This window comes from Psychrosphaera sp. F3M07, assembly GCF_018860345.1.
GTDB classification, from domain to species: Bacteria; Pseudomonadota; Gammaproteobacteria; order Enterobacterales; family Alteromonadaceae; genus Psychrosphaera; species Psychrosphaera aquimarina.
The window spans coordinates 1-21,210 of the sequence record NZ_JAHKPJ010000023.1; the positions used below are offsets into that span (position 1 = coordinate 1).

Sequence of the window (21,210 nt, forward strand, 5' to 3'; positions counted from 1 at the left end):
TTATTTCGGGGGCAGATCAGTTTCGAGTTTCGAGTTTCGAGTTTCGAGTTTCGAAAAAATTAAAAGAAGAGCGAGTAACTGAAAAGGGTTTTGTTAATTGGCTTGTGGTTTTTTTGCTAACTTACGTTGAAGTGTTCGGCGGTGCATTCCAAGCTGTCTGGCCGTTTCAGATATATTGCCTTGGTTCACTTTTAACACTTGTTGAATATGCTCCCACTCCATACGGGCTGGTGACATACTAGGTTCAATATTGTGTTTGCCCTTACTTGCTCCTTGGTCAGCGGTTTTTACTCCACCTTGTAAGGTAGCCAGTAAACTTGCACCATCAATTGGTTTAGATAAATAGTCATCCGCGCCAGATTTAATGGACTCAACCGCCGTAGCAATGCTGGCATAACCCGTCAATAAAATAATGCGGCTATTGGGTAATAACTGTCTTAATTGGGGCAAGATATGAATGCCATTGTCATCACCCACTTTCATATCTAATAATACATATTCAGGGCTTATTTTTTCAGCTAACTCAAGACCGGACTGCGTAGTGTGGGTAATATCAACTTGATAATCATGCCGTTCTAATCTGCGCGCTAGCACAGCCGCGAAGCTCTCGTCATCTTCTATGATCAACAATTTTTTATTAATAGGCTCCGCTATCAAATCAGACATTATCCAACTCCGGCTGTGCAGCTAATAGAGGTAATGTGACTTCAGCAACAGCCCCGCCTTGTTGATGATTATATAGTTTTAACTGACCACCTAACTTATCTAAAGTGACATGTGATAAAAATACCCCCATACCTAAACCATGTTTGCTGTCCACCAACTCACTGCCCAACTGTAATAATGTGTCGTTTGCAAAGCCAACTCCGTGATCTCGGATACTGATCACAATCGTGTTATTAGCTATGTGTGGAGCAACGGTTATTTCAATATGGGAATCATTCGGGTTGTCAGTTTTACTCGCCAGTACTGCATTTTGGATCAGATTTAACAAAGCGGGCATTAAAATGGGAGCCACCATTAACGACAAATTAGCCAGCTCGCCAACCTGCCAAATCACCTTAGTGCTGGGAAAGCTCAATTGAACTTCTTGGCGTAAATCATTAATAAATTGTTGTGAGCCTAAACACTGTTTTGCGTTGTTTTTCACTTGTTCTGCCATGGCCCTAAAGTCATCTAAATGGCGTCTACATACATTTAGCTCTTGGTCTAACTGATTAAACAAAGATTCATCATAGGTTTGAATATCTTGTAATTCTTCCGAGATTAAATGCACGGTACCTAATGGCGTGGCTAATCGGTGGGCAAATTGTGCGGCGGCGGCCCCTAAAGATAACAACTGCTCTTGGCGTAATTGATCTTCACGTTGTTTACTCACCAATTTTTCTTGTTTGTTCACGGCCTTGATCAATGAGGCTACAACTAACACCACCACAAAGGCAGACAATAAAAAATTAAGCCACATGCCAAATAAGTGCTGTTCCATATTCATGTGGTGTAAATCATGAGGACTTAAGGTTAACAATAAACCTGAATAAGCGCTCATCGCCAACAATGTCACCACCAATAACAGGTGTTTAGGTAAAGTGACGGAAGCTATTGCTATGGGCAATAACAGCAGTGATACAAACGGATTAGATGCGCCACCACTAAAATACAACAAAGCCGTTAAAAACAAGATGTCCATCACAACTTGAATAAAGTAGGCATTGATACTGACATTTCGATTGGTGCGGTACAGGTAAACAAACATTACATTTAATGCTGTTTCTATTGCCACAATGGCGTATAAAGTTAAAAAAGGTAATTCAGATTGGATCCAAAATTGGGATAATAAAATAGCAATCAGCTGCAAAACGATGAATGAAAATCTCGCTTTTACTATTGGCCTAATCTGCTGACTGCTTTTTATGGTTTTGCTCTGCATCGACACTGCGCTTTTGTATTGAGTTAGCGGATTTATAACAGTTTATGTTGCCAAATCAAACCTAAAGACCAGTATTGTTGCGTTTTGTCTAATCCATCTTGGTATGACTGAGTTTTGTCGCTGACCGATTCAATGCGTAAAGTGAAATCAGCATTCCACTGCCAATGGTACCCAAACATTAACCTTTGTGGTTCAAAGCCTTGGTTGTATAAACCTTGTTGTTCGATTAACGAGGTACTGGCATCAGTAAACTTATTGTTGATAGCCAAATATTCTTGCTGGACAAAAAACTTATGGGTTTGGTAGTTGACCCCTAACATGAAGCGATACCCATCTAAAGTTTGATCTATACCTGCACTTTGTGTTGTGTCTTCTATTTTTCCATCTTGCTCACTGTGCATCCATTCCCATTGAGCTAACCATAAAAAGTCGTCATTTACTTGCTGAGATAACAATACATAACTGCCCGCCATGGCCACATCGCCGGTGAAGCGGACATCAGGCGCCGTGATTGTAGTCGCAGAATGACTATGGCCGCTGTCGTAACGACTGTCTATTCGTTGTTCCGCTTTGCCTGCAGAGTACCAACTCGCCACATCGGTTTTAACGCCGTAAATAAAACCATGATAACGAACAAAACCTGCAACGTTGCCTTTGCTTGAGCTGGTTGGCCAACTATCGCCATTCCATGCTTCTAATCCCACTTCAAGTTCGTGCCAATACCAGTTTGCTTTTACGCCGGTATCTTTATGATGACCACCAAAAAATGCTTCAGCTAATAGAGGTTTAGTATTAAATTCATCTTGTGAGGAGTGGTAATTAGCTGTGGGTGTTACATCTGTCGCCGTCTTGCCCACATCAATTTTTAAAATGCTGTTTTCAAATTTAAAGTATTTACCAAACCAATAGTTTTCCAGCTCTAACTCACCTTCTCCTTGATGTTGATGAAAACCAATTTTGCTGCCTAAGTAATAATCACCTTCTAGGTTAAGGCGGCCAAATAATTGTAAATCATTAATGGCTGTCCCAGAAGATTGGGGGGTGGACTCACCTCCTAACATAACTCCAGGAATTAACCATGCTTGATCATTTGCCACTATCGATGTGTTTTGCACACCCATTGCGCTTTTTAACAATAATTGTGATGGCATATCAATAAAGCTTGGCTCATGTGCCATGACAGTCGAAACCGACAGCAAACTTGTAGCTAATAATATATAGGGGGTAATTTTTCGCATGGGATCATTCTTCAAAAGGGTTGGAAAACTTGGGTGACGTAATAAACTCTTCATCGGTAAGAGACTCTAAAAATGCGATAACCGCATCAATTTCTTCATCGGTCGCGTCGAACCCCTGAATTAAACCTGACTTAAGTGGACTTAAACGTCCGTCTCCCGCATTAATACCGGACTCAGTTAAACTGCCACCTCTCGCATAATGCTCTATGACTTCCCGTAACGTTGCGATACTGCCATCGTGCATATAAGGCGCGGTTAACTCGATATTCCTTAAGCTCTGCGGCCTAAAAAAGCCTTTATCTGCAGGATTAAGTGATAAATCATACAAACCTTGATCATCACTTGGGTAACTGCCATCTCCGCCTACATTATATAAACCATTATTAAAAAATGGGAACTGGATGGCATCACTGGCGGTATTGGCGTCTCGGTAAGAAGATGAAAAATTAATGCCTGAATGACAATGAAAACACTCAAACTTTTCACCATTAAATAACTGAAAACCCTTGATCTGTTGCTGAGTTAACGCTGACTTATCACCCGCTAAATATTGATCGTATGGGCTGGATGCACTGATCATCGTTCTGACAAAACTTGCCAGTGAAAAGATGATCTTATTCATTGTGATATTTGAATCACTGTCTGGAAACGCCATAGCAAACATTTCTACATATTGAGGGTCTTGTTCAAAGCGCAATAAAACTTCATCGAGCTTTGCATCTGTGACCCCTAGCTCTATTGGGTTATCAGCTCGAATTGGTACATTTAACTGATCTTCAAGTTCTAAAAAGCCATCATTACTCCAGGTTAAGGTGGAGTGATAAATAACATTGGCTAAGCCTTGGCTGTTTCTGACCAACTGATGACCGGTTGAACCTAACGGTTGTGCAATACCGTCGGCAAACGCTAATGATTGGTTATGACATGACGCACAAGATTGTGCTTGGTTGGCAGAGAGCCTTGGGTCGTAAAATAAAAAACGTCCCAGTTGGATTTTGGCATTAGTTAACGGGTTAAAATCTGGAATCGCTGGTGTGGGCATATGATCAGGAAGATCTAATATCTCTCTGACTGAGCGATTGTCACTACTGGTTTCAATGATGGTACTAGAATCTTGTTCGCACCCAGTTACACAAAACAATGCAGCACTCAAAGACACAATACGTATTAACAAACCGATTTTTAAAGTTCTCAAGATAGTTCTCAAGTTAGTGATTATTGTTAATTAAAATAAAAAAGGGGCCTGAGCCCCAATAGGAAGGCTTATTTAAGCGTAACAACCTTGTTGCCACTTACCGTAGCGCTGCCATCTTCTGTGGCTAAACCAAGGTTATTGAATATTGGGCCGCAGTCTGCCTGCATATCTGGACTTGTTGAGTGACATGTCACAGATGGTGCGTCCATGGTCATTTCATCGTCATTTTCTGCCGTCGCACTGTGACTTCCATGCCCACTCATTGACGCTGAAAACGCTAAGTCAGCAAGTAAGTTGTCAATGTCGATGACAACTTGATTGATATTAGGATCAAAATTATTGAGTTCTACTTTGGCGGTATTAACAAAATCACAACGTTCTTTGTTTTCTAACGCTAATAAACCACCATCATCACCACAACCTCGGCTCCCAATATGTAAATATCCTTCACCTTTCGAGCCCATCATACTCTCAATGGCAAAATTCATTACAAAATGACGATATCCTGAAGCCCAAGACCAATACATTTCATTTAATGGCGATGGCGCATCTTCAGCACTTTGAGTCGTGATAACCTCTTTCATAACTGCTTGAGGGACACCTAAGTCAAATGTCACTTTGTTAACACCTATGTCTAACATCTTGCCGGTTATCATGTTATTCGTTCTAGCGGTACCTTCACCATTAGCGATAGCATCCGAGGCACAACTGCCCGTGCTGTTGCTGGTTAAATCGATTAGACCGACAAAACCTTTATCATGATTTAACTGAAAGTCATTGTCGTTAAATGTTATTTCAATTTGAGCCCCATACTGATCATAAAATGCCAAATTACTAACGTAAAAACGTAAATCACTCACACCAATAGAATAATGCCCTTCCGTTCCAAACCCAGACAATACAGTGTCACAACTTACTTCTTCTGACCCACTCATGGCCGTGAAATTTAACGAAAACTCCGTCATCGAGGTTTCATTTTCCATGTCACTACTGCATGCGTTTAACATAAAAACAGTCGCTAATGACAATACACTCACTTTGGTTTTAGAACTCAATTTCATAATATTCTCTGGTATTTGTTTAATATAAAATAAACATAGTTGCGGACTAACAACTCGTAATTTGGTTACTTGGCAATTAGTCCAACTTGATGATCGTATTATGATTTTTATCTAACGAGGACTCAATGCGACAAATTGTCGCACCTAAATAGAAGTGACGTTTTTATTAGCGTTATTTTGTAGGTTGAGTATTAACTGTGTTCACTCTTTATCTAAACTGTCTACCACAATGGCGCCCATAGACGCAGGCATTGTAATCACCACGATGCGATTTAATGAGGTCATGGGATCTTCAAAAAAAGGTAATTTATCCAAGCAGAATAATACTAATGCAACCACAAACGCAGTGATGATATAAGCAATCACTATACGAAACACAAAGGCAGTTTTACGTGTTGTTATATTCTTTTGAAACACACTTTGATAAGTAAACAAACCAAGGAATAAAACCGATAAACCAAACAACATAAACAAATTTATTAATGGTAAAGTTTCACCTAACTTCCAAGCTTCTTCAGAAAATGAAATCGGCACGGCTAAAGCAAATGCACCTACAAATACTTGACTTGCGTCTTCTACGTTAAAGCTAAATTTCATTTTTGGGTTACTCTTAATAAGTGAGATGGATAACGACTTTAATTAACGTTGTTATCAATATATTGCTCTACGTCCAACCATAAATTTTTGCGGCTTAATGGAACGTCGGGCGGCAAAAATGGATTATTTAATTCTATTAAACGTCTGTTTTTTAGATTTATCCTGGTAATGATGTCACCAAAATGTTGTTTAAATAGTGTATTTAAACGGCCATCGGCGATGGCTAATTCGAGTCCATTTCTAATATCATTATGCAACTCCACATTTTGTTTGCTTACATAAAAATAATAAGCCGTGGGGTAATGCAGAATAATATTCGGCTCTATGATTATCCCATGGTGTTTAAACCTTTGATACTCCTCTTCTACTTCCAACATGGAACGAGGGAAGTAATCAAACCTTTCCTTTTCTAACATGGTAAACAGGCCAAGAAACTTGCTCCCTTTTAGGACCTTAATACCATTACTTTCTAGAATTTTTGTATCTGACCAGGTGTATAACTGTCCTGCTATATGCTGCTTAAATTCAACGTCTGTCTGTTTTTGTAAAAACATGTCTTTATTTTTTTCTAAAACCAGTGGTACTCGCCAACCAAACAAACCTTTTAATAAAGGCAATCTTATCGGGTTTACTAATTCTTGCCGTTCTACGGTTGCACCGGCGGGGATAACATCAATCCCTTCATGATTGGCTATCAGTTTTAAAGCCCTTAATTTAGGTACATCAAAATTGATAAACTTGATTTGATATTGTTTTTCGGGCGCATAAGATAAAGCCAAGGAGAGTGCTTGGGTAAAATAGTCTGAGCGTTCTGCCCCAGACATCACAACGTCCTTCGCTTTTGCTGGATGCGCGCCTAACAAAATAAATAATAGTGCAACAACCAGTCCTATGATTCTAAATTTCATACATTACCTAGTTTAATGACCCTAACTTATTCAACGTCAAATAAGGTCTCTATTTGGACGTATGGGTGAATGAACCGTCCCAATCAGCTTCTAATTCAACGTCTTTAAGCTGTTCAATTCTTTCTATATATATCTGATATATCTTTCTGTTTGGATACTGACTTAACAAGGTTTTATAGGCCAAGTTAGCTTGGTCCCACTTTTGCGCCAAATATAAATGGTAAGCCACATCCAAGTCTTTTAGCTCTTGCTCTAATTCTGCAGTTAAATCTTTGCTTTCACATACAGGTTCAAAAATAGCTACCGCTTCTTCTTTACCTTTTACTTTAACTTTATCCACAGGCCTAAATAAAATGTTAGGACATTGTGCTTTGGTGAATTCACTTACCAGAAACTCTAAACCATAAAACTTGGTTAAACTTTCCAATCGCGAGCCTAAATTTACCGCATCGCCCAACACGGTATACGCTCGGCGGTACTCTGATCCCATATCACCAACGTTCATGTCACCGGTATTAATACCGATGCCAACATAGATTGCTGGCCAATCTTTCTCCAAAAATTGTTGGCGTAATTCAGCGGTGATTTTTAACATATCAAAACCACCAATAACGGCATTTTCGGCGTGATTAGGGTCGTTTAACGGCGCGCCCCAAAATGCCATAACCATGTCACCAACATACTTATCAATTGTACCTTGATGTTCAAAAATACTTTTTGTGATTGGTGAAAAATACTCGTTTAATAAGTCTTTCAAATCATTCGCCGATAACTTTTCAGAGATACTAGTGAAGCTACGAATATCAGAAAATAACACTGACATTTCTTTACGTTCCCCCTCTAACGACACGCCGCTTGGGTCATTCAACATTTTGTCGATATGAGCAGGAGGGACATATTGGTCGAACATTGATTTAATCTTTTGTTTGTTACTGTTTTCAGCAAAAAAGCCTCTGGCTAAATTGTAAAACGTTATAAAGAGCACCAAGCCAAGTGGTTGGGTAACTGGCAGAGCGATTTTTTGGTCCCACATAAATAGGTTAAAACCAACAACAAACGCAAAAGATACCCCGCCAAGAATAGCCATATGCATAGGACCCAATAATGGCAAAGCAACTGACAAGATAATGCCCAGCAACAGTATCTGTATTAACAAGGCACCTTGCCACCAATCTGGGCGGTATGAAAATAGGTCCGTTTGTAAAATCCCTTCCAAAATATTCGCGTGAACTTCAACTCCTGGGTATTGCAGACCTACAGAAGTTGAACGTAAATCAGCCAGCCCAACAGCAGAGGTACCGATAAAAGCGATGCCTCCTTCGAGCTCTTCAGAAGTTAAACTGCCATTTAACACGTCTGCGGCAGAGTAATATGGAAATGACTTTTGTCCTCCACGAAAAGGCACTAAAACCCGACCATACTCATCCGTCGGAATTCTATTATTGCCAAATTTAACTGCGGTTATACTGTGATGGTCGGTATGCGGCAACTGAGTCGTTTCAAGATCTATTGTCTCAGATAGGTTATACAACCTTGCGGCTTCAAGCGCCAACGAAGGATAAAATTGCCCGTTATGTTGAATCACCAAAGCGGCTCTTCGAATAAAGCCATCGGGATCTGGCGCTGAATTGATAAATCCTTGTCCGTACGCCGCTTGTTGTAATACGTCTAAGTTAGCGAGTTGCCCAGGGAAGTTTAAGCTTTGTACTTGAACGGCTGATTTATCCAGTAAGTTTACGGTTGAGTCTTTTAACTTACCTACTTGAACGGACGCTTCTTGTTGAAATAACACACCTAAGACGATATCCGTGTCACCTAACACTTGTGCCATTTGTGTATCTGCATCAAGTTCGTCCCGCAGTGCGGTTAACTGCTCGGCAGTAATACCCGATAATCGTTGCCCTATATCAGTATTAAATACAGTGTCTAGCGGATTTAATTCAGGTTCAGGGAAGATAACATCGAAGGCAATGACGACAACACCAGCATCAACCAAATTAGTGATAAGTTGTTTGATAGTATGTCGAGTCCAAGGAAAACGGCCGTAATCTTTGATCGCTTTTTCATCAATATCGACAACAAAAATATTATGATCGGACTCTCGTACTTTTTCAGGCAATGTTGCGTTTAAACGAATGTCATAAATTATCCCTTCAATCCTATCTATTGTTGTTTTAATTATTGCGATGCTTGGATTTACTAGGGTCGCAAAAAGAATGGTCAAGATAAGACCAAGGACAATAGTATTGAGTTGTTTTTTTATTTTGTTCATTTAACGATTCCGCATCGTTATATTTGTGTCTTTACTATAATTGGCTCAACTCCATTTGCACAGTACTAATCCTATAAACCTATGTTTTTTGGTTTAAATATGTATTATATCTCTGCGTTTTCACTTATAACTTAGTTAGGTTATTATCTGAAATTAAACTACCTTTATCTTATTGAAAATAGTTAATACTTAGATGGAAATTAAGTGCCTAAAATCAAATTAACAACGGATGACAAAAACGCTATGCCTATCTCTATGCATAAAATTATTCATAGGTTGGCACTCGTTTTATTAATATGCGTGACACCATTTTCAATTGCCAATTTTGTGCTAGGTGACTTCTTAGTTGGTGGACTCATTTTTATCATTTGTTGCTGTATTTTTTATATCAGTTTTAACATGAACAGTCAGAGGCAATACAAGGGTAATATTGCTTTTTTTGTATTAATGCCAATTGCTTACTTTCTGATGTACAACCTACTTGTAGATAGAGGAATTATAGGAATTTTATGGTGTTTTCCGACATTAGTTGTTGTCAATTTCATCATGCAGCAACGCCAAGCCTTGATATCAAATACCTTACTTATCGTTATTCTTTCCCCTGAGATTTTAAGTCAATTTGATCCCTCGTTTGCTCTCAGAATATATGGCACACTCATTACTGTAGGCGCCCTTTCCAGTTTATTTGTTAACGTGATTATGGATCAACAGAATAAATTACATAAATTAGCCATCACAGATCCGTTAACCGGACTGTTAAATCGCTTAACACTTGAAGAGCACATATCCCTAGCGATTGAGCAACACAATCGAACTGTCACACCAATGACATTAGCGAGTATTGACATCGATCACTTTAAGTTAATTAATGACCAACATGGTCATGATGTTGGTGATAAAGTCCTTATTAAAATCGCTGAATTATTAGCAACACGTACTCGCAACGTGGATAAAGTTTATCGATTAGGTGGGGAGGAATTTTTAGTCGTTTTATTTAATGCTAATTTGCAAAATGCACGGACTTTTGCCAATAACGTTCAACAAGAGTTAAGCAAACTTGATTTTGAATATGATATCACCCCAACGTTAAGCATAGGGTTGGCGGAAGTTGATAAAGAAAAAACCTGGGAAGAATGGTTAAAACATGCCGATGAAAATCTTTATCAAGCGAAGGAAAGTGGCCGAAACCAAGTCATTAGTTAACACGATTATATTTAAATTACAGCCCATCCTCTTTTATATAGTTCTGCTCATAAACAAAAGCCAAACTAGAGCAAGATGATTAACTTTTGCACCACTTTAGTTCAATAAAGACTCACGCCAATCATCTTTTGTTTTAAATTTCAGCTAGTTATAAACTGGAATATATATTGAAGTAATTAAGCTCATCAACGGACTTGAGTTTCAATATTAAATGTTAATCACTTTTACTTGGCCTGCTCGACAATTAATTAAATTTATCGGCTTTAACGCTTATATTTCCTCTTTATTGCTGCTTGTTTTTGCCTTTTTTCCTATATCCTTATTCACCAATATTAATATCCATCAAACACTCATTCCACTCTATGCACTTATTACATTTTATCTGTGTTTATCTTTGGTTTTAATCTTATCTAAGGAATTATCAAACTTTAAAGGGTTGTTAATTAATTTTGATGCTGAGTCGTTTGATTATCGTAAATTAACTATCCAAACTTTGCTGCCAGTTGACGCAATTGAACAATTTATGAATTCATACCGTGAATTAAGTCGGGTTAATAACCAGCACCATGACAAACTCAGTGAGGTGGATTATTCAGCGTCTCAAGTGATTGACAAAGCACAAGCTGTGTCAGTCAATGTACAAAAACAATCTGACGCGACGAGTTCAACCGCAGCTGCAATTAATGAAATGAGTCACTCTTTAATTGAAGTTAACGATCGTATAAGCGATGTTCATGTTTCATCTAAACATGCAAATCAAGCCGCTCAAAGCGGACGTAATACTATCCTAGATTTAAAATCATCACTCGATGTCGTGTTAACTGAAGCTAAAGAAACACAACAAGACATCCAACGATTGGAACAATTAGCAACCATAGTATCTTCGACATCTGAGTCTATTCAAGGCATCGCTGATCAAACCAATTTATTAGCATTAAATGCATCTATTGAAGCAGCTCGAGCCGGAGAAATGGGAAGAGGTTTTGCCGTTGTCGCAGAGGAAGTGCGAGCATTAGCGCATCGAGCTAGAGATGCAGCTGATAGTATAGGTAATAACGTTAATACGGTATTAAGCCAAAGCAAAAAAATCGCCCAAAACATGTCCAATGTAGTCCAACAAACAACGCACTGTGAATCTCAATCTAGCTTGGTGGATGATGCTCTCGTCGACATATCAACAGCCACGGACCTAGTGCAGCAAAAAATGGAAAGTGTGTCGACTACCGCCGAACAACAAAGTGCTGCGACGCTTGAAATTTCACAACATATAGAACTCGTTGTACAAGGCGCTCGCGATAATGCGCAAATTGTGAAAGAAACGGAAATCGTTGCTGGGCATCTAAAGATGTTAACTCAATAAAATAGCGAGGCATTAACATGTATATATTTCTCGTCATCCTTATCACCTTAGCCGTTGCAGTGATCCACAATATAAAAGTTAAAAACAATCAAACACTACAACTTGATGGGTTAGCTAATATCGGGAGTATAAAATTATTGATCAGTTTAGTGCAAAAACACCGAGGATTAAGTTCAGCTAAATTAAATGGTGATAATGCAAAATCAGCCGAAATTGCAACCATTGAACGTACCATCAATAACATCTGTCATGATCTAAGCCACAGCAAAGTGGCCAAGAACCATAGGTGGGTATCATTTCTAGATCATTGGGGACGATTAACCAATAATAATAATACAGAACGCGATCCCCAAAACAACTTTAAACAACACACAACGATGATTGCAAATTTGTTATATGTACTAGAGGACGAAGCCGAAAGTAGTCACTTAAGTTCATTGTCATTACCAACCATGCCCAACGTTGGTTTTGTATGGCGTGAACTGGTTGCCTCAACGGAAGCTATTGGTCAAACAAGAGCCATAGGTGTTGGGGTTGCAACCATAGGTAACTGCAACAGTGTTGATAAAATCCGGTTATCGTTTTTGGAGCAAAATATCATCAAAACCAGTAAAGATACTTTGTCTAAATTATCGTGTTTGGATGATTTCCGTCAACAACACAATACCTTATTAACCAATGCTCAAAATAAAATGCTTACTCTCAGTAAAATCATTGAAGATGAGCTTATTAAAAAACAAACCATTACTATTAATCCAAACGATTATTTCACATTGGCAACAGATACGATTAGTGCAATTGACGACATATTTGATAATCAAATTGAGCAAATAAAAATAGCTTTATAAATACCAACTTCTTGTTCAAATAAAAGATTGCAAGGGCACGGTTATTTTAAATTATGCACTTTATTTGCACATTGCTTTATTATCCTACCGACTATGTTGTAATCACCTTAGCCATATCCCCCGTTCTAGGGTTTATAAAGCAAATGTGCTTTTACCAACAGATTATTCAATTAAAGATTAGGTAAAGTTAAATAAAGGGTTTTGTTTTACAATGAAAATTCAAAATAAACTGTTTTTGGTATTCTTTGGTTTTAGCCTGTTACTCGTCACAATGTTAGTGTTGCTTATGCAATGGAGCATTGGCAAAGGCATGATTAGTTACGTTAACACCAAAGAAGTAGAAGCATTAAAACCAGTCACCGCTTTACTTGCTAATGAATATAATAAAGAAAACAACTGGCTCTCTATGCAAGGTGAGAATGGCAAATTTATTCGGTTAATCAAAGAACAATTAAAGGGCAGTGAATTTTCCCCTAAAAGAAGAATGCCTCCTCCTGAACGACGTTCAATGAAATGGAATACCAACGACCGCAAACAATCAGATAGGCCCGAAGGCCGAGGTCATAGAGCTCCCCCCCACCAGCCAGAAATAGAATCCTTTTATGCGTTATTAGATATCAATGGCAATACCGTTGTTGGCAGGTATTTGGATGATCAGGAATACACTCAAACCAAAATAGAAACTAAGGGTGAGATTATTGGTTATTTGGCCATTTCTAAACGTAATCAATTAACCAAAGGTTACGAAATTGATTTCATAGAAAAACAACAAAACTACTTATGGATAATTGCATTAATAGCCATGATATTAGTGACGTTAGTTACTTTACCTCTGGCAAGGCACTTAGTTGGACCTATCAAACTGATTAGCCGAAGTATGCACCAACTTACCCAAGGGGATTATAAACAATCCGTTCAATTAAAACGCCAAGATGAACTTGGTCAAATGGCTAGAGATTATAACGAATTAGCCTTAACTTTAGCGGAAAATGATAGCGCTAGAAAACGTTGGTTAGCCAATATTTCCCATGAATTACGCACGCCTGTTGCTATTTTACGTGGTGAACTAGAAGCCATGTTGGATAATATTAGACCTCTGACAAAAGACAATATTGCCTCTGCCCATGACGAAGTAAAACACTTACAGCGTCTGATTGATGATTTAAACCTGTTAACCAGTGCAGATATTGGTGGTATGCGTTATCGTAAACAGCAAGAAAACTTAGCTCAGATACTTTCGAGTGAAGAAGATAAATACCGCAGTTATTTAGCCAGTTCAGGGATCAAATTAAATCTTAATATTCCACATCAAGACGTGGACGTATACGTAGATAAAACTAGGTTATATCAGCTGTTTGAAAACATCATAAACAATTGCATCAAATATTCATCATCCACTCAATTAAACATTTCTTTAAGTGTTGAGCAGATTAACAACACACCTTCGGTTATTTTAACTTTTGCAGACAATGGTATCGGAGTCGAAGATGTTCATTTAGAGCACCTGTTTGAACACCTGTATCGTGTGGATGCTTCACGAAACCGTAAAACCGGCGGGGCGGGATTGGGTTTGTCCATTTGTCGTTTAATTGTAAATGCGCATCAAGGTGAAATAACGGCTGAACACTCACCTACGGGTGGTCTATCCATAATTGTTAAATTACCTCTGAGTCTAACGTAAATAACGAAAGGTATGTTGATATGTCGAATGTTATCTTAATAGTGGAAGATGAAATTAAACTTGCCACATTATTGTCTGACTATTTTTTACAAGCGAATTATACCCCCCACTTGATACATCAAGGCAATGACGTAGTTGATTGGGTTAAAGAACATCAACCTAATGCGATCATATTAGACATTATGTTGCCCGGCAAAAGTGGCATTGATATATGTAAAGAAATCCGTCAATTTTCCAATATACCAATATTAATGCTTACGGCAAAAGTGGATGAAATTGATCGATTATTAGGATTAGAGTTAGGTGCCGACGACTATATTTGTAAACCATTTAGTCCTAGAGAAGTGGTTGCTCGCGTTAAAGCCGTATTACGCAGAACCACAGTGATAGAACAAAGCTCTGATAAGTTACACCTCGATGAACATAGGTTTATTGTTGGGTTTAATAATAAAGAAGTTTCTTTAACCTCGGTTGAATTCCAGCTGTTAAAACCATTAGCCAATAAACCTGAACGAATTTTTACTCGTGAACAACTGATGCAAAATATGTATTCTGATCATCGCATTGTAAATTACCGCACTATAGATAGTCACATCAAAAAGCTGCGTAAAAAATTAGCGGACATCAGTGATGGTAAAGATTGGATTCAATCAGTGTATGGCACCGGCTACCGTCTAGTTTTATAACACTCTGAAATAACACCTGTTTATCTTTCTCTTTGTTTGCACAATGTTTGCAACTTCTGTCGTTACTCTAATGTTGAAAGTTATTTCAACATTAGATGACAGGAGCATTTCATGCGCATGTATTCAACCATACTATTATCTTTAGTTTTCAGTACGGCGAGCCTAGTGCAAGCCGCGCCAACAATGGCAGACCAAGAAAGTTGTTCAAGTAATGACAATCAAGGTCAAAAGACTCATAAACAACGTCCAAACTTTGCAACACTAGACATCAACTCTGATGGCGATATTGATACCGAAGAGTTTGCTTCACACAAACACCCTCATGGCGACCCTCAAAAAATATTTGTCCGGATTGATGCCGATCAAAACGGAGTCATCAGTAAACAAGAATTTGAAGATCACAAACCACCACACCATAAAAACAAAACAAAGAGAGGCTGTAATGATTAATTCAGTAAGTTCAGGCATGTCAATGCCGCCACCTCCTCCAAGAGGTGAGCAAAAATTAACACAAGATCAACAAACATTAATTTCAGATACATTGTCACAGTATGATCCAGAAAATTTAACAGAGTCCGATGCATTATCTATAATCGAAACGTTTTCGGAAGCGGGCATCAAACCAAGCGCTGCTCTTGAGGAATCGTTGGCTGAGCTTGGTTTCGATGCAAAAGAGTTAGGTGATATCGCGCAAGTTGCCGACCAAGGTCAAAGACCACCACCGCCTCCAAAACAGAGTAGCGATCAAATAAGCTCATTGGTTGATTACCTTGCTGAGTTAGTTGAAGAAAAGCTAGCAAGTGGTGATACAGACAAATTAACTGATGAAGATAAAGAGTCTATTATGGCTCAAGTATTTAAAGAATTTGATATAGAAGATAGAACATCTATTATCAACACCAGCGTCTAATTTTACTTCAAATTAACCTTCCTATCTAATGGCTTTAACAATTAGCTACAATTGATTAAAGCCATTGAATCTCGCAGTATTCTATGCCACCTTACCTTTAACTCGATATATATCTAAACAAGATTATGCCTTTGTTTAGATCAAACTATAAAAGGTTATCAATGCCTAATACACGTTTTCTCGAACAGTTATCGACACTATTACATTCAGTTAGAAAAGAATTAAATATGGAAACGGCCATTGTTAGTTATATAAACGGTGAAAGTTATACATTAGTCATGGTCGACAGCGAAATGAAAGGTGTGTTTGAAGCTGGAATGGTTTTCCCTCTGGACGACACCTATTGCAGGGATGTGTATAAACTGAATCAAGTGATGCGTTACAACCATGTTGGTATTATGGATAATATGTCGCAACACCCAGTATATCTGTCTGTTAAGTTAGAAAGTTACATTGCCGCACCAATTCATGACACTAATGGCGATGTGATCGGAACCGTTAATTTCACGTCTTTGTTTGCTCAGGTGGATAGTTTTAATGAAGATAAAGTAACATTAGTTACCAACTTAGCGGATTACATTGAGCAAAACATTAACCAATACAAATCGTTAGTAATGAAATAGTGATAATTTCATATTACGAGCTGTCTTATTTAGGCTTGGTAATAACTTAAAAACATACCTACCGTCATATCAACTAATTCTGTTTTTTCATTAGCAGTTAAAGGCTCTTGCTGACGTAATAGCTGAGGCCAAAAAGCGCGAGATTTCAATAATCCTTTAATTTGGTCATGAGCAAAATTCACATCTAACGTTTTTAACTTTCCGTCTGCCATGGCTAATTTCAACCAACGTTGCAGTGCGGTTTCTTGTTCAAACATTTTTGCCATTTGATGTTGCAGTGTGTCAGGTGCGAATAAAAAGTGCGCCATCGCGACTCTAACCAATTCCATCATCGCACTATCACACATTAGCTCAACTTCATTTGCCACTAACGCAGTTAATTGCGATTTTATATCTTTGTTTGCATCGTATAATGCATCATAAACAACCGTTCGTTTTTCCCACTCGCTGGTAATGATTTCAGCAACTAATACTTCTTTGCTTTCAAAATGATTATAAACGGTTCGTTTAGAGACTTGCGCTAATTCCGCAATTTTGTCCATGCTAGAATCGGCAACACCATATTGTTGAAATGCAGCTAAGGCGCCCGTAATAATAGCTTCACGTTTAATCACACTTCTTGTCTTTTTTTGTTCTGCCATGACTTAGTCTCAATATACCTGAGCAAACATTTTTACACTTGTTAGTTTACTTTTCAATTTTTTAATTTAAACTGCACTGTGTAGTTTACTTTAGTGGTTAACAATAATGTTTAAATTTTCAATTCTTATAGGGTTAATACTTATGGCTTCTGGTTGCGCAAAGGCGTTTGACAGTAATGAGCAAACTCAAAAATTCACTAACTCTGAAATAAACTATAAAACCAGTGCCAGTGACTTTTATCAAATGATCAAAGCTTTTTGGAATGACGATCGTACTCAAGCAACGCCAAACTTTGATATTCCGGTATTACCTTTAACGGCTGACCAACTCAATCAAGATCAGTCCGATACGGTTTTCAGACTTGGTCACTCCACCATATTAGTACGTATCGATCAGGATTTAATATTATTTGACCCTGTTTTCAGTGATCGTGCATCACCTGTGCAATGGATGGGGCCAAAACGATTTCATCAACCGCCAATTTCTATTGAGCAACTGCCTAAAATAAAAGCGGTGATCATTAGCCATGACCACTATGATCATTTAGATAAACAAGCAATATCGGCATTAAATGACAAAGTTGAGTATTTCATAACCCCCTTAAAAGTTGGCCAACACTTGCGTGACTGGGGTGTACCGGAAAACAAAATTACTGAGCTAGATTGGTGGCAATCAACTCAAATTGAAACCTTAACTATTACCGCAACACCGTCACAGCATTTTTCGGGCAGAGGTCTGTTCGACAAAGATGAAACGTTATGGGCCAGTTGGGCGATAAAAGGTTGGGAGTCAAACATCTATTTTAGTGGTGATTCTGGATATTTTAATGGCTTTAAAGAAATTGGAGATCGTTTAGGTCCATTTGATTTAACCTTTATTGAAACTGGCGCTTATAACAAGCTGTGGCCAGAAATTCATATGTTTCCAGAACAAAGCTTACAAGCTCACATAGATTTAAAAGGTAAAGCGATGATGCCAATCCATAACGGTACATTCGACTTATCTCTGCATAACTGGTTTGAACCTTTACAACGGATCACTGACCTTGCCGCTGACCAAGGTGTAAACTTGTTAACCCCAATGTTTGGTGAAGCTGTAAAAGTACAAACTCCTGAAAAAACAACACAATGGTGGCTTAATCCTCAAGATTAATACAAAGCGACATTGGCATATTTACTAGCTAATGAATTATCGGCTTGTTTTGTATTTAATTGTTCAATCACAGTGAGCGTTTTTATAACGCTAGCCATGGTTAACTTATCATCTTCAGACATACTGGAAAACTGGTCAGAATCATAAGCCTGCGTTAGTACTTGCTTACTTTGAGCAATAACCTGGCTTAAATGTGTGTTATTTTCTTCCATGTTAACTTTGGTAATGATACCTCTAGATTGGTCTAGCGCAGCTTGTAATTCAGACAAACTCACCTCACCAAATGTATGATCAGCCCCCAATCCATTTAAGTTAGCTTTGAGGTCGTCGATATACTGCACAACGCTTTCAGTGGCCGTTGGTTCCGACTCACTTTCTTGACCACCACCAAGCGCACTATATTGTGTAGCGCTGATCAAACCATATTCATAAACGCGTTCAACTAATTGCCCTATATCTAACGAATCTATAGGTTTGCCATTAAAAAATTCGTTGGCAATCGCACTCAACTTCTGTGCTCTCGTTGATAGAGAAATCGTATCACTGCTGCTAGCATCGGTTTGAACATCGGTTGATAAAGTTTCGCTGTCATTATCAGTAGCCTCTGTTGAAGCAACATTACTGTAACTTGGATCGACCAACGTTGTGGTGGTATTTATATTACTGATCATAATTGTGTTAACTGAAAAAATTAGCTTGCTTTTACTAAGCAAGAACCAGTCCTGTTCTAAAACAATATTGAATATAACCTCATATCAAAATCAAATTTTGCTAATAGTCATCTTACAGAGTGTGAATCGATAAACTCGTGAGCAACCAAGTGTTGTAAAATCACCGCACATTTCTGCTTGAGCATATCTCTTAAAAGCCGAATAGCCGGTGTAATAGATTGCCGACTTGGACAAACCAACCAAAGCTCACTGGTTCTTGGTTGGTAGTTTGGCATCACACTGATTATTCTTTTTTCAAGTAAATCATCAGCAACATCTAAACACGACTTTACCGCGAGCCCATGACCTGCCACACACCAACGTCTAACTAAGTCACCGTCATTAGATGCACGATTACCTGACATTTTGATTTTGTGTTCTTGCCCATTTGAAGTAAATGTCCAAACATCATTGATCACATCGTGTAATTGATAAAACAAGCCGTTATGGCTGACTAACTCTTGTGGATGTACAGGCGTTCCATGTTGTGTTAAATACTCGGATGTTGCACATAAAACGCCTGGCACGTTACAAATTTTAAAACCATATAAATTTGATTCTGAAGGCGAGCCATAACGAAGCGCAACATCAACGGCATCTCGATAAAAATCAATATTACTGTCGCTTATGTTCAGTTTTAATTTGACCTTAGGGTGTTCATGCACAAACTCATCAAGCCAAGGCGCAACAACGTTACGTCCTAAATCTGAGGACAAGGCAATACGCAGTTCTCCTTCAACACTGCCTTGTTCATCTTGCATATTTTGTTTTGCTTGCTCTAACGTCAACAATGCTTGTTGGCATTCGGGAATATATCGTTCACCGGCACTCGATAACCTTAACTGTCGGGTGGTACGAATAAACAATTGCATACCTAAGGCCGCTTCAACCCGTTTGATGGCGGCACTTGCAGTTGCCACTCTCATGTCTAAACTCACGGCCGCTGCTGTGATGCTTCTAAATTCAGCCACTTTTACGATGATTTGTAGGTCTTCTAATAACATGATTGTCAAAAAATATTTGATAATGATTCAATTATTATGCTGTTTATCTTTATTAAAGCAACCCCTAGAATGACCCACATCAACAATACGAAGAATTAATAAACCTAATCATCAGCTCAGATTAATTAACAATGAGTTTGAACTATTAAATAAAGAGAAAAATTATGAAAGCCATTGCCTATAAAAAATCATTACCAATCGATCAAGCCGAGTCGCTCATCGATATTGAATTACCACAACCAATCGCTACAGGTCGTGACATATTAGTAAAAGTGAATGCCATCGCGGTAAATCCGGTTGACTATAAAGTGCGTATTAACATGCCACCAGCTGAGGGCGAATCTAAAGTTTTAGGATGGGATGCTGTTGGTGAAGTGGTTGCTGCAGGTGAGTCAGTACAAAACTTCAAACCAGGTGATATTGTATATTACGCAGGTGATTTTACCCGCCAAGGTAGTAACGCTGAATTCCAACTCGTCGACGAACGTATTGTTGGCTTTAAGCCAAACAGTGTTAGCGACGCAGAAGCGGCTGCATTGCCATTAACTACAATTACCGCTTACGAATTATTGTTTGAACATTTAAATATCAAACAACAAAAAGCCGGAGCAACTGAAAAATCTAACGAAGTATTATTAGTCGTTGGCGCTGCAGGTGGGGTTGGTTCTATTTTAGTTCAATTAGCCAAAGTGATTACGGGGGCAACTATTATTGCTACGGCTTCAAGAACTAGCTCTAAAGAATGGGTGACAAACTTAGGTGCTGATCATGTTGTTGACCACACTCAACCATTGCAACCTCAAATTGAAGCATTAAATATTGGGCAAGTGACTCATATTGCTAGCTTAAATGGCACCGAAACTTACTATGATAGTTATATTGAGCTGTCAGCCCCATTTGGCAAAATAGCTATGATTGACGATCCAGAAAATAGCTTAGATGTTATGAAATTGAAACTAAAGAGCTTGTCTTTGCATATTGAGTTTATGTTTGCTCGTTCTATGTTTAACGCTAGTGATATTGACGAACAAGGTAAACTACTAAACCAAGTGGCACAGTTAATTGATTCTGGCTTTATTAAAACGACTATTGCTAAAGACTTAGGAACGATTAATGCGGCAAACTTGAAGTTAGCGCATAAAGAACTTGAAACAGGTAAGTCGATTGGCAAAATCGTATTACAAGGTTTCTAA

The 21,210-nt window shown here is 38.4% G+C and carries 21 protein-coding genes; 10 read left to right on the forward strand and 11 right to left on the reverse strand.

Annotated features, from left to right (window positions below; genetic code table 11):
- Positions 1-93: 93 nt before the first annotated feature.
- The 8 genes from KO505_RS13755 to KO505_RS13790 all read right to left on the reverse strand — a co-directional run bounded on the left by KO505_RS13755 (position 94) and on the right by KO505_RS13790 (position 9,198).
- Complete coding sequence (locus tag KO505_RS13755; protein WP_216056052.1) at positions 94-666, reverse strand: response regulator transcription factor; 573 nt, start codon at positions 664-666, stop codon at positions 94-96.
- Entirely contained in the window at positions 659-1,927 is a 1,269-nt protein-coding gene (locus KO505_RS13760) for a sensor histidine kinase KdpD (protein WP_216056053.1), read from the reverse strand. The genes KO505_RS13755 and KO505_RS13760 overlap by 8 nt, the downstream gene beginning before the upstream one ends.
- Positions 1,928-1,959: 32 nt before the next feature.
- Positions 1,960-3,165, reverse strand: a complete 1,206-nt coding sequence (locus KO505_RS13765) for a hypothetical protein (RefSeq protein WP_216056054.1) — start codon at positions 3,163-3,165, stop codon at positions 1,960-1,962.
- Between the two features lie 4 nt (positions 3,166-3,169).
- Positions 3,170-4,360, reverse strand: a complete 1,191-nt coding sequence (locus KO505_RS13770; RefSeq protein WP_252731810.1) for an MbnH family di-heme enzyme — start codon at positions 4,358-4,360, stop codon at positions 3,170-3,172.
- 68 nt (positions 4,361-4,428) lie between these two features.
- Positions 4,429-5,421: an MbnP family copper-binding protein gene (locus KO505_RS13775; RefSeq protein ID WP_216056055.1), complete on the reverse strand. Its 993-nt coding sequence runs from the start codon at positions 5,419-5,421 to the stop codon at positions 4,429-4,431.
- A gap of 201 nt (positions 5,422-5,622) precedes the next feature.
- On the reverse strand, positions 5,623-6,018 hold the full coding sequence (locus KO505_RS13780; RefSeq protein WP_216056056.1) for a DUF2391 family protein: 396 nt from the start codon (positions 6,016-6,018) through the stop codon (positions 5,623-5,625).
- A gap of 38 nt (positions 6,019-6,056) precedes the next feature.
- Entirely contained in the window at positions 6,057-6,926 is an 870-nt protein-coding gene (locus KO505_RS13785) for a hypothetical protein (RefSeq protein WP_216056057.1), read from the reverse strand.
- A 49-nt stretch (positions 6,927-6,975) separates the two neighbouring features.
- Positions 6,976-9,198, reverse strand: coding sequence for a CHASE2 domain-containing protein (locus KO505_RS13790; protein ID WP_216056058.1), 2,223 nt, complete (start codon positions 9,196-9,198; stop codon positions 6,976-6,978).
- 204 nt (positions 9,199-9,402) lie between these two features.
- Between KO505_RS13790 and KO505_RS17590 the strand changes: the two genes are divergently transcribed.
- From KO505_RS17590 to KO505_RS13830, 8 genes are all read left to right on the forward strand, one after another.
- Positions 9,403-10,401 (forward strand): GGDEF domain-containing protein, encoded by a 999-nt coding sequence (locus tag KO505_RS17590; protein WP_216056059.1) that lies wholly within the window; start codon positions 9,403-9,405, stop codon positions 10,399-10,401.
- 211 nt (positions 10,402-10,612) lie between these two features.
- The gene (locus tag KO505_RS13800) at positions 10,613-11,761 is read left to right on the forward strand and encodes a methyl-accepting chemotaxis protein (protein WP_216056060.1); all 1,149 of its coding nucleotides are present in this window, start codon (positions 10,613-10,615) and stop codon (positions 11,759-11,761) included.
- Positions 11,762-11,778: 17 nt separating this feature from the next.
- Entirely contained in the window at positions 11,779-12,609 is an 831-nt protein-coding gene (locus tag KO505_RS13805; protein WP_216056061.1) for a nitrate- and nitrite sensing domain-containing protein, read from the forward strand.
- Positions 12,610-12,820: 211 nt separating this feature from the next.
- Complete coding sequence (locus KO505_RS13810) at positions 12,821-14,290, forward strand: ATP-binding protein (protein WP_216056062.1); 1,470 nt, start codon at positions 12,821-12,823, stop codon at positions 14,288-14,290.
- A 20-nt stretch (positions 14,291-14,310) separates the two neighbouring features.
- Positions 14,311-14,976 (forward strand): response regulator, encoded by a 666-nt coding sequence (locus tag KO505_RS13815; RefSeq protein WP_216056063.1) that lies wholly within the window; start codon positions 14,311-14,313, stop codon positions 14,974-14,976.
- A gap of 111 nt (positions 14,977-15,087) precedes the next feature.
- Positions 15,088-15,426, forward strand: a complete 339-nt coding sequence (locus KO505_RS13820; protein ID WP_216056064.1) for a hypothetical protein — start codon at positions 15,088-15,090, stop codon at positions 15,424-15,426.
- Positions 15,419-15,886 (forward strand): hypothetical protein, encoded by a 468-nt coding sequence (locus tag KO505_RS13825; RefSeq protein WP_216056065.1) that lies wholly within the window; start codon positions 15,419-15,421, stop codon positions 15,884-15,886. Before KO505_RS13820 ends, KO505_RS13825 begins: the two co-directional genes overlap by 8 nt.
- Before the next feature lie 161 nt (positions 15,887-16,047).
- Positions 16,048-16,509 (forward strand): GAF domain-containing protein, encoded by a 462-nt coding sequence (locus tag KO505_RS13830; RefSeq protein WP_216056066.1) that lies wholly within the window; start codon positions 16,048-16,050, stop codon positions 16,507-16,509.
- Between the two features lie 29 nt (positions 16,510-16,538).
- Here the strand turns inward: KO505_RS13830 and KO505_RS13835 are convergent, their stop codons facing one another.
- Positions 16,539-17,150, reverse strand: a complete 612-nt coding sequence (locus KO505_RS13835) for a TetR/AcrR family transcriptional regulator (RefSeq protein WP_216056067.1) — start codon at positions 17,148-17,150, stop codon at positions 16,539-16,541.
- A gap of 142 nt (positions 17,151-17,292) precedes the next feature.
- Here KO505_RS13835 and KO505_RS13840 point away from each other — a divergent pair, with 142 nt between their 5' ends.
- Entirely contained in the window at positions 17,293-18,303 is a 1,011-nt protein-coding gene (locus tag KO505_RS13840; protein WP_252731811.1) for an MBL fold metallo-hydrolase, read from the forward strand.
- Here KO505_RS13840 and KO505_RS13845 read toward each other — a convergent pair.
- Positions 18,300-18,974, reverse strand: coding sequence for a hypothetical protein (locus KO505_RS13845; RefSeq protein ID WP_216056069.1), 675 nt, complete (start codon positions 18,972-18,974; stop codon positions 18,300-18,302). The two genes, KO505_RS13840 and KO505_RS13845, sit on opposite strands and share 4 nt — an antisense overlap.
- Positions 18,975-19,081: 107 nt before the next feature.
- Positions 19,082-20,017 (reverse strand): LysR family transcriptional regulator, encoded by a 936-nt coding sequence (locus KO505_RS13850; RefSeq protein WP_216056070.1) that lies wholly within the window; start codon positions 20,015-20,017, stop codon positions 19,082-19,084.
- A 164-nt stretch (positions 20,018-20,181) separates the two neighbouring features.
- On the opposite strand from KO505_RS13850, the gene KO505_RS13855 reads away from it, so the two are divergent.
- Positions 20,182-21,210 carry a zinc-binding alcohol dehydrogenase family protein gene (locus KO505_RS13855; RefSeq protein WP_216056071.1) on the forward strand — a complete coding sequence of 343 codons (1,029 nt, stop codon included), beginning with the start codon at positions 20,182-20,184 and terminating at the stop codon, positions 21,208-21,210.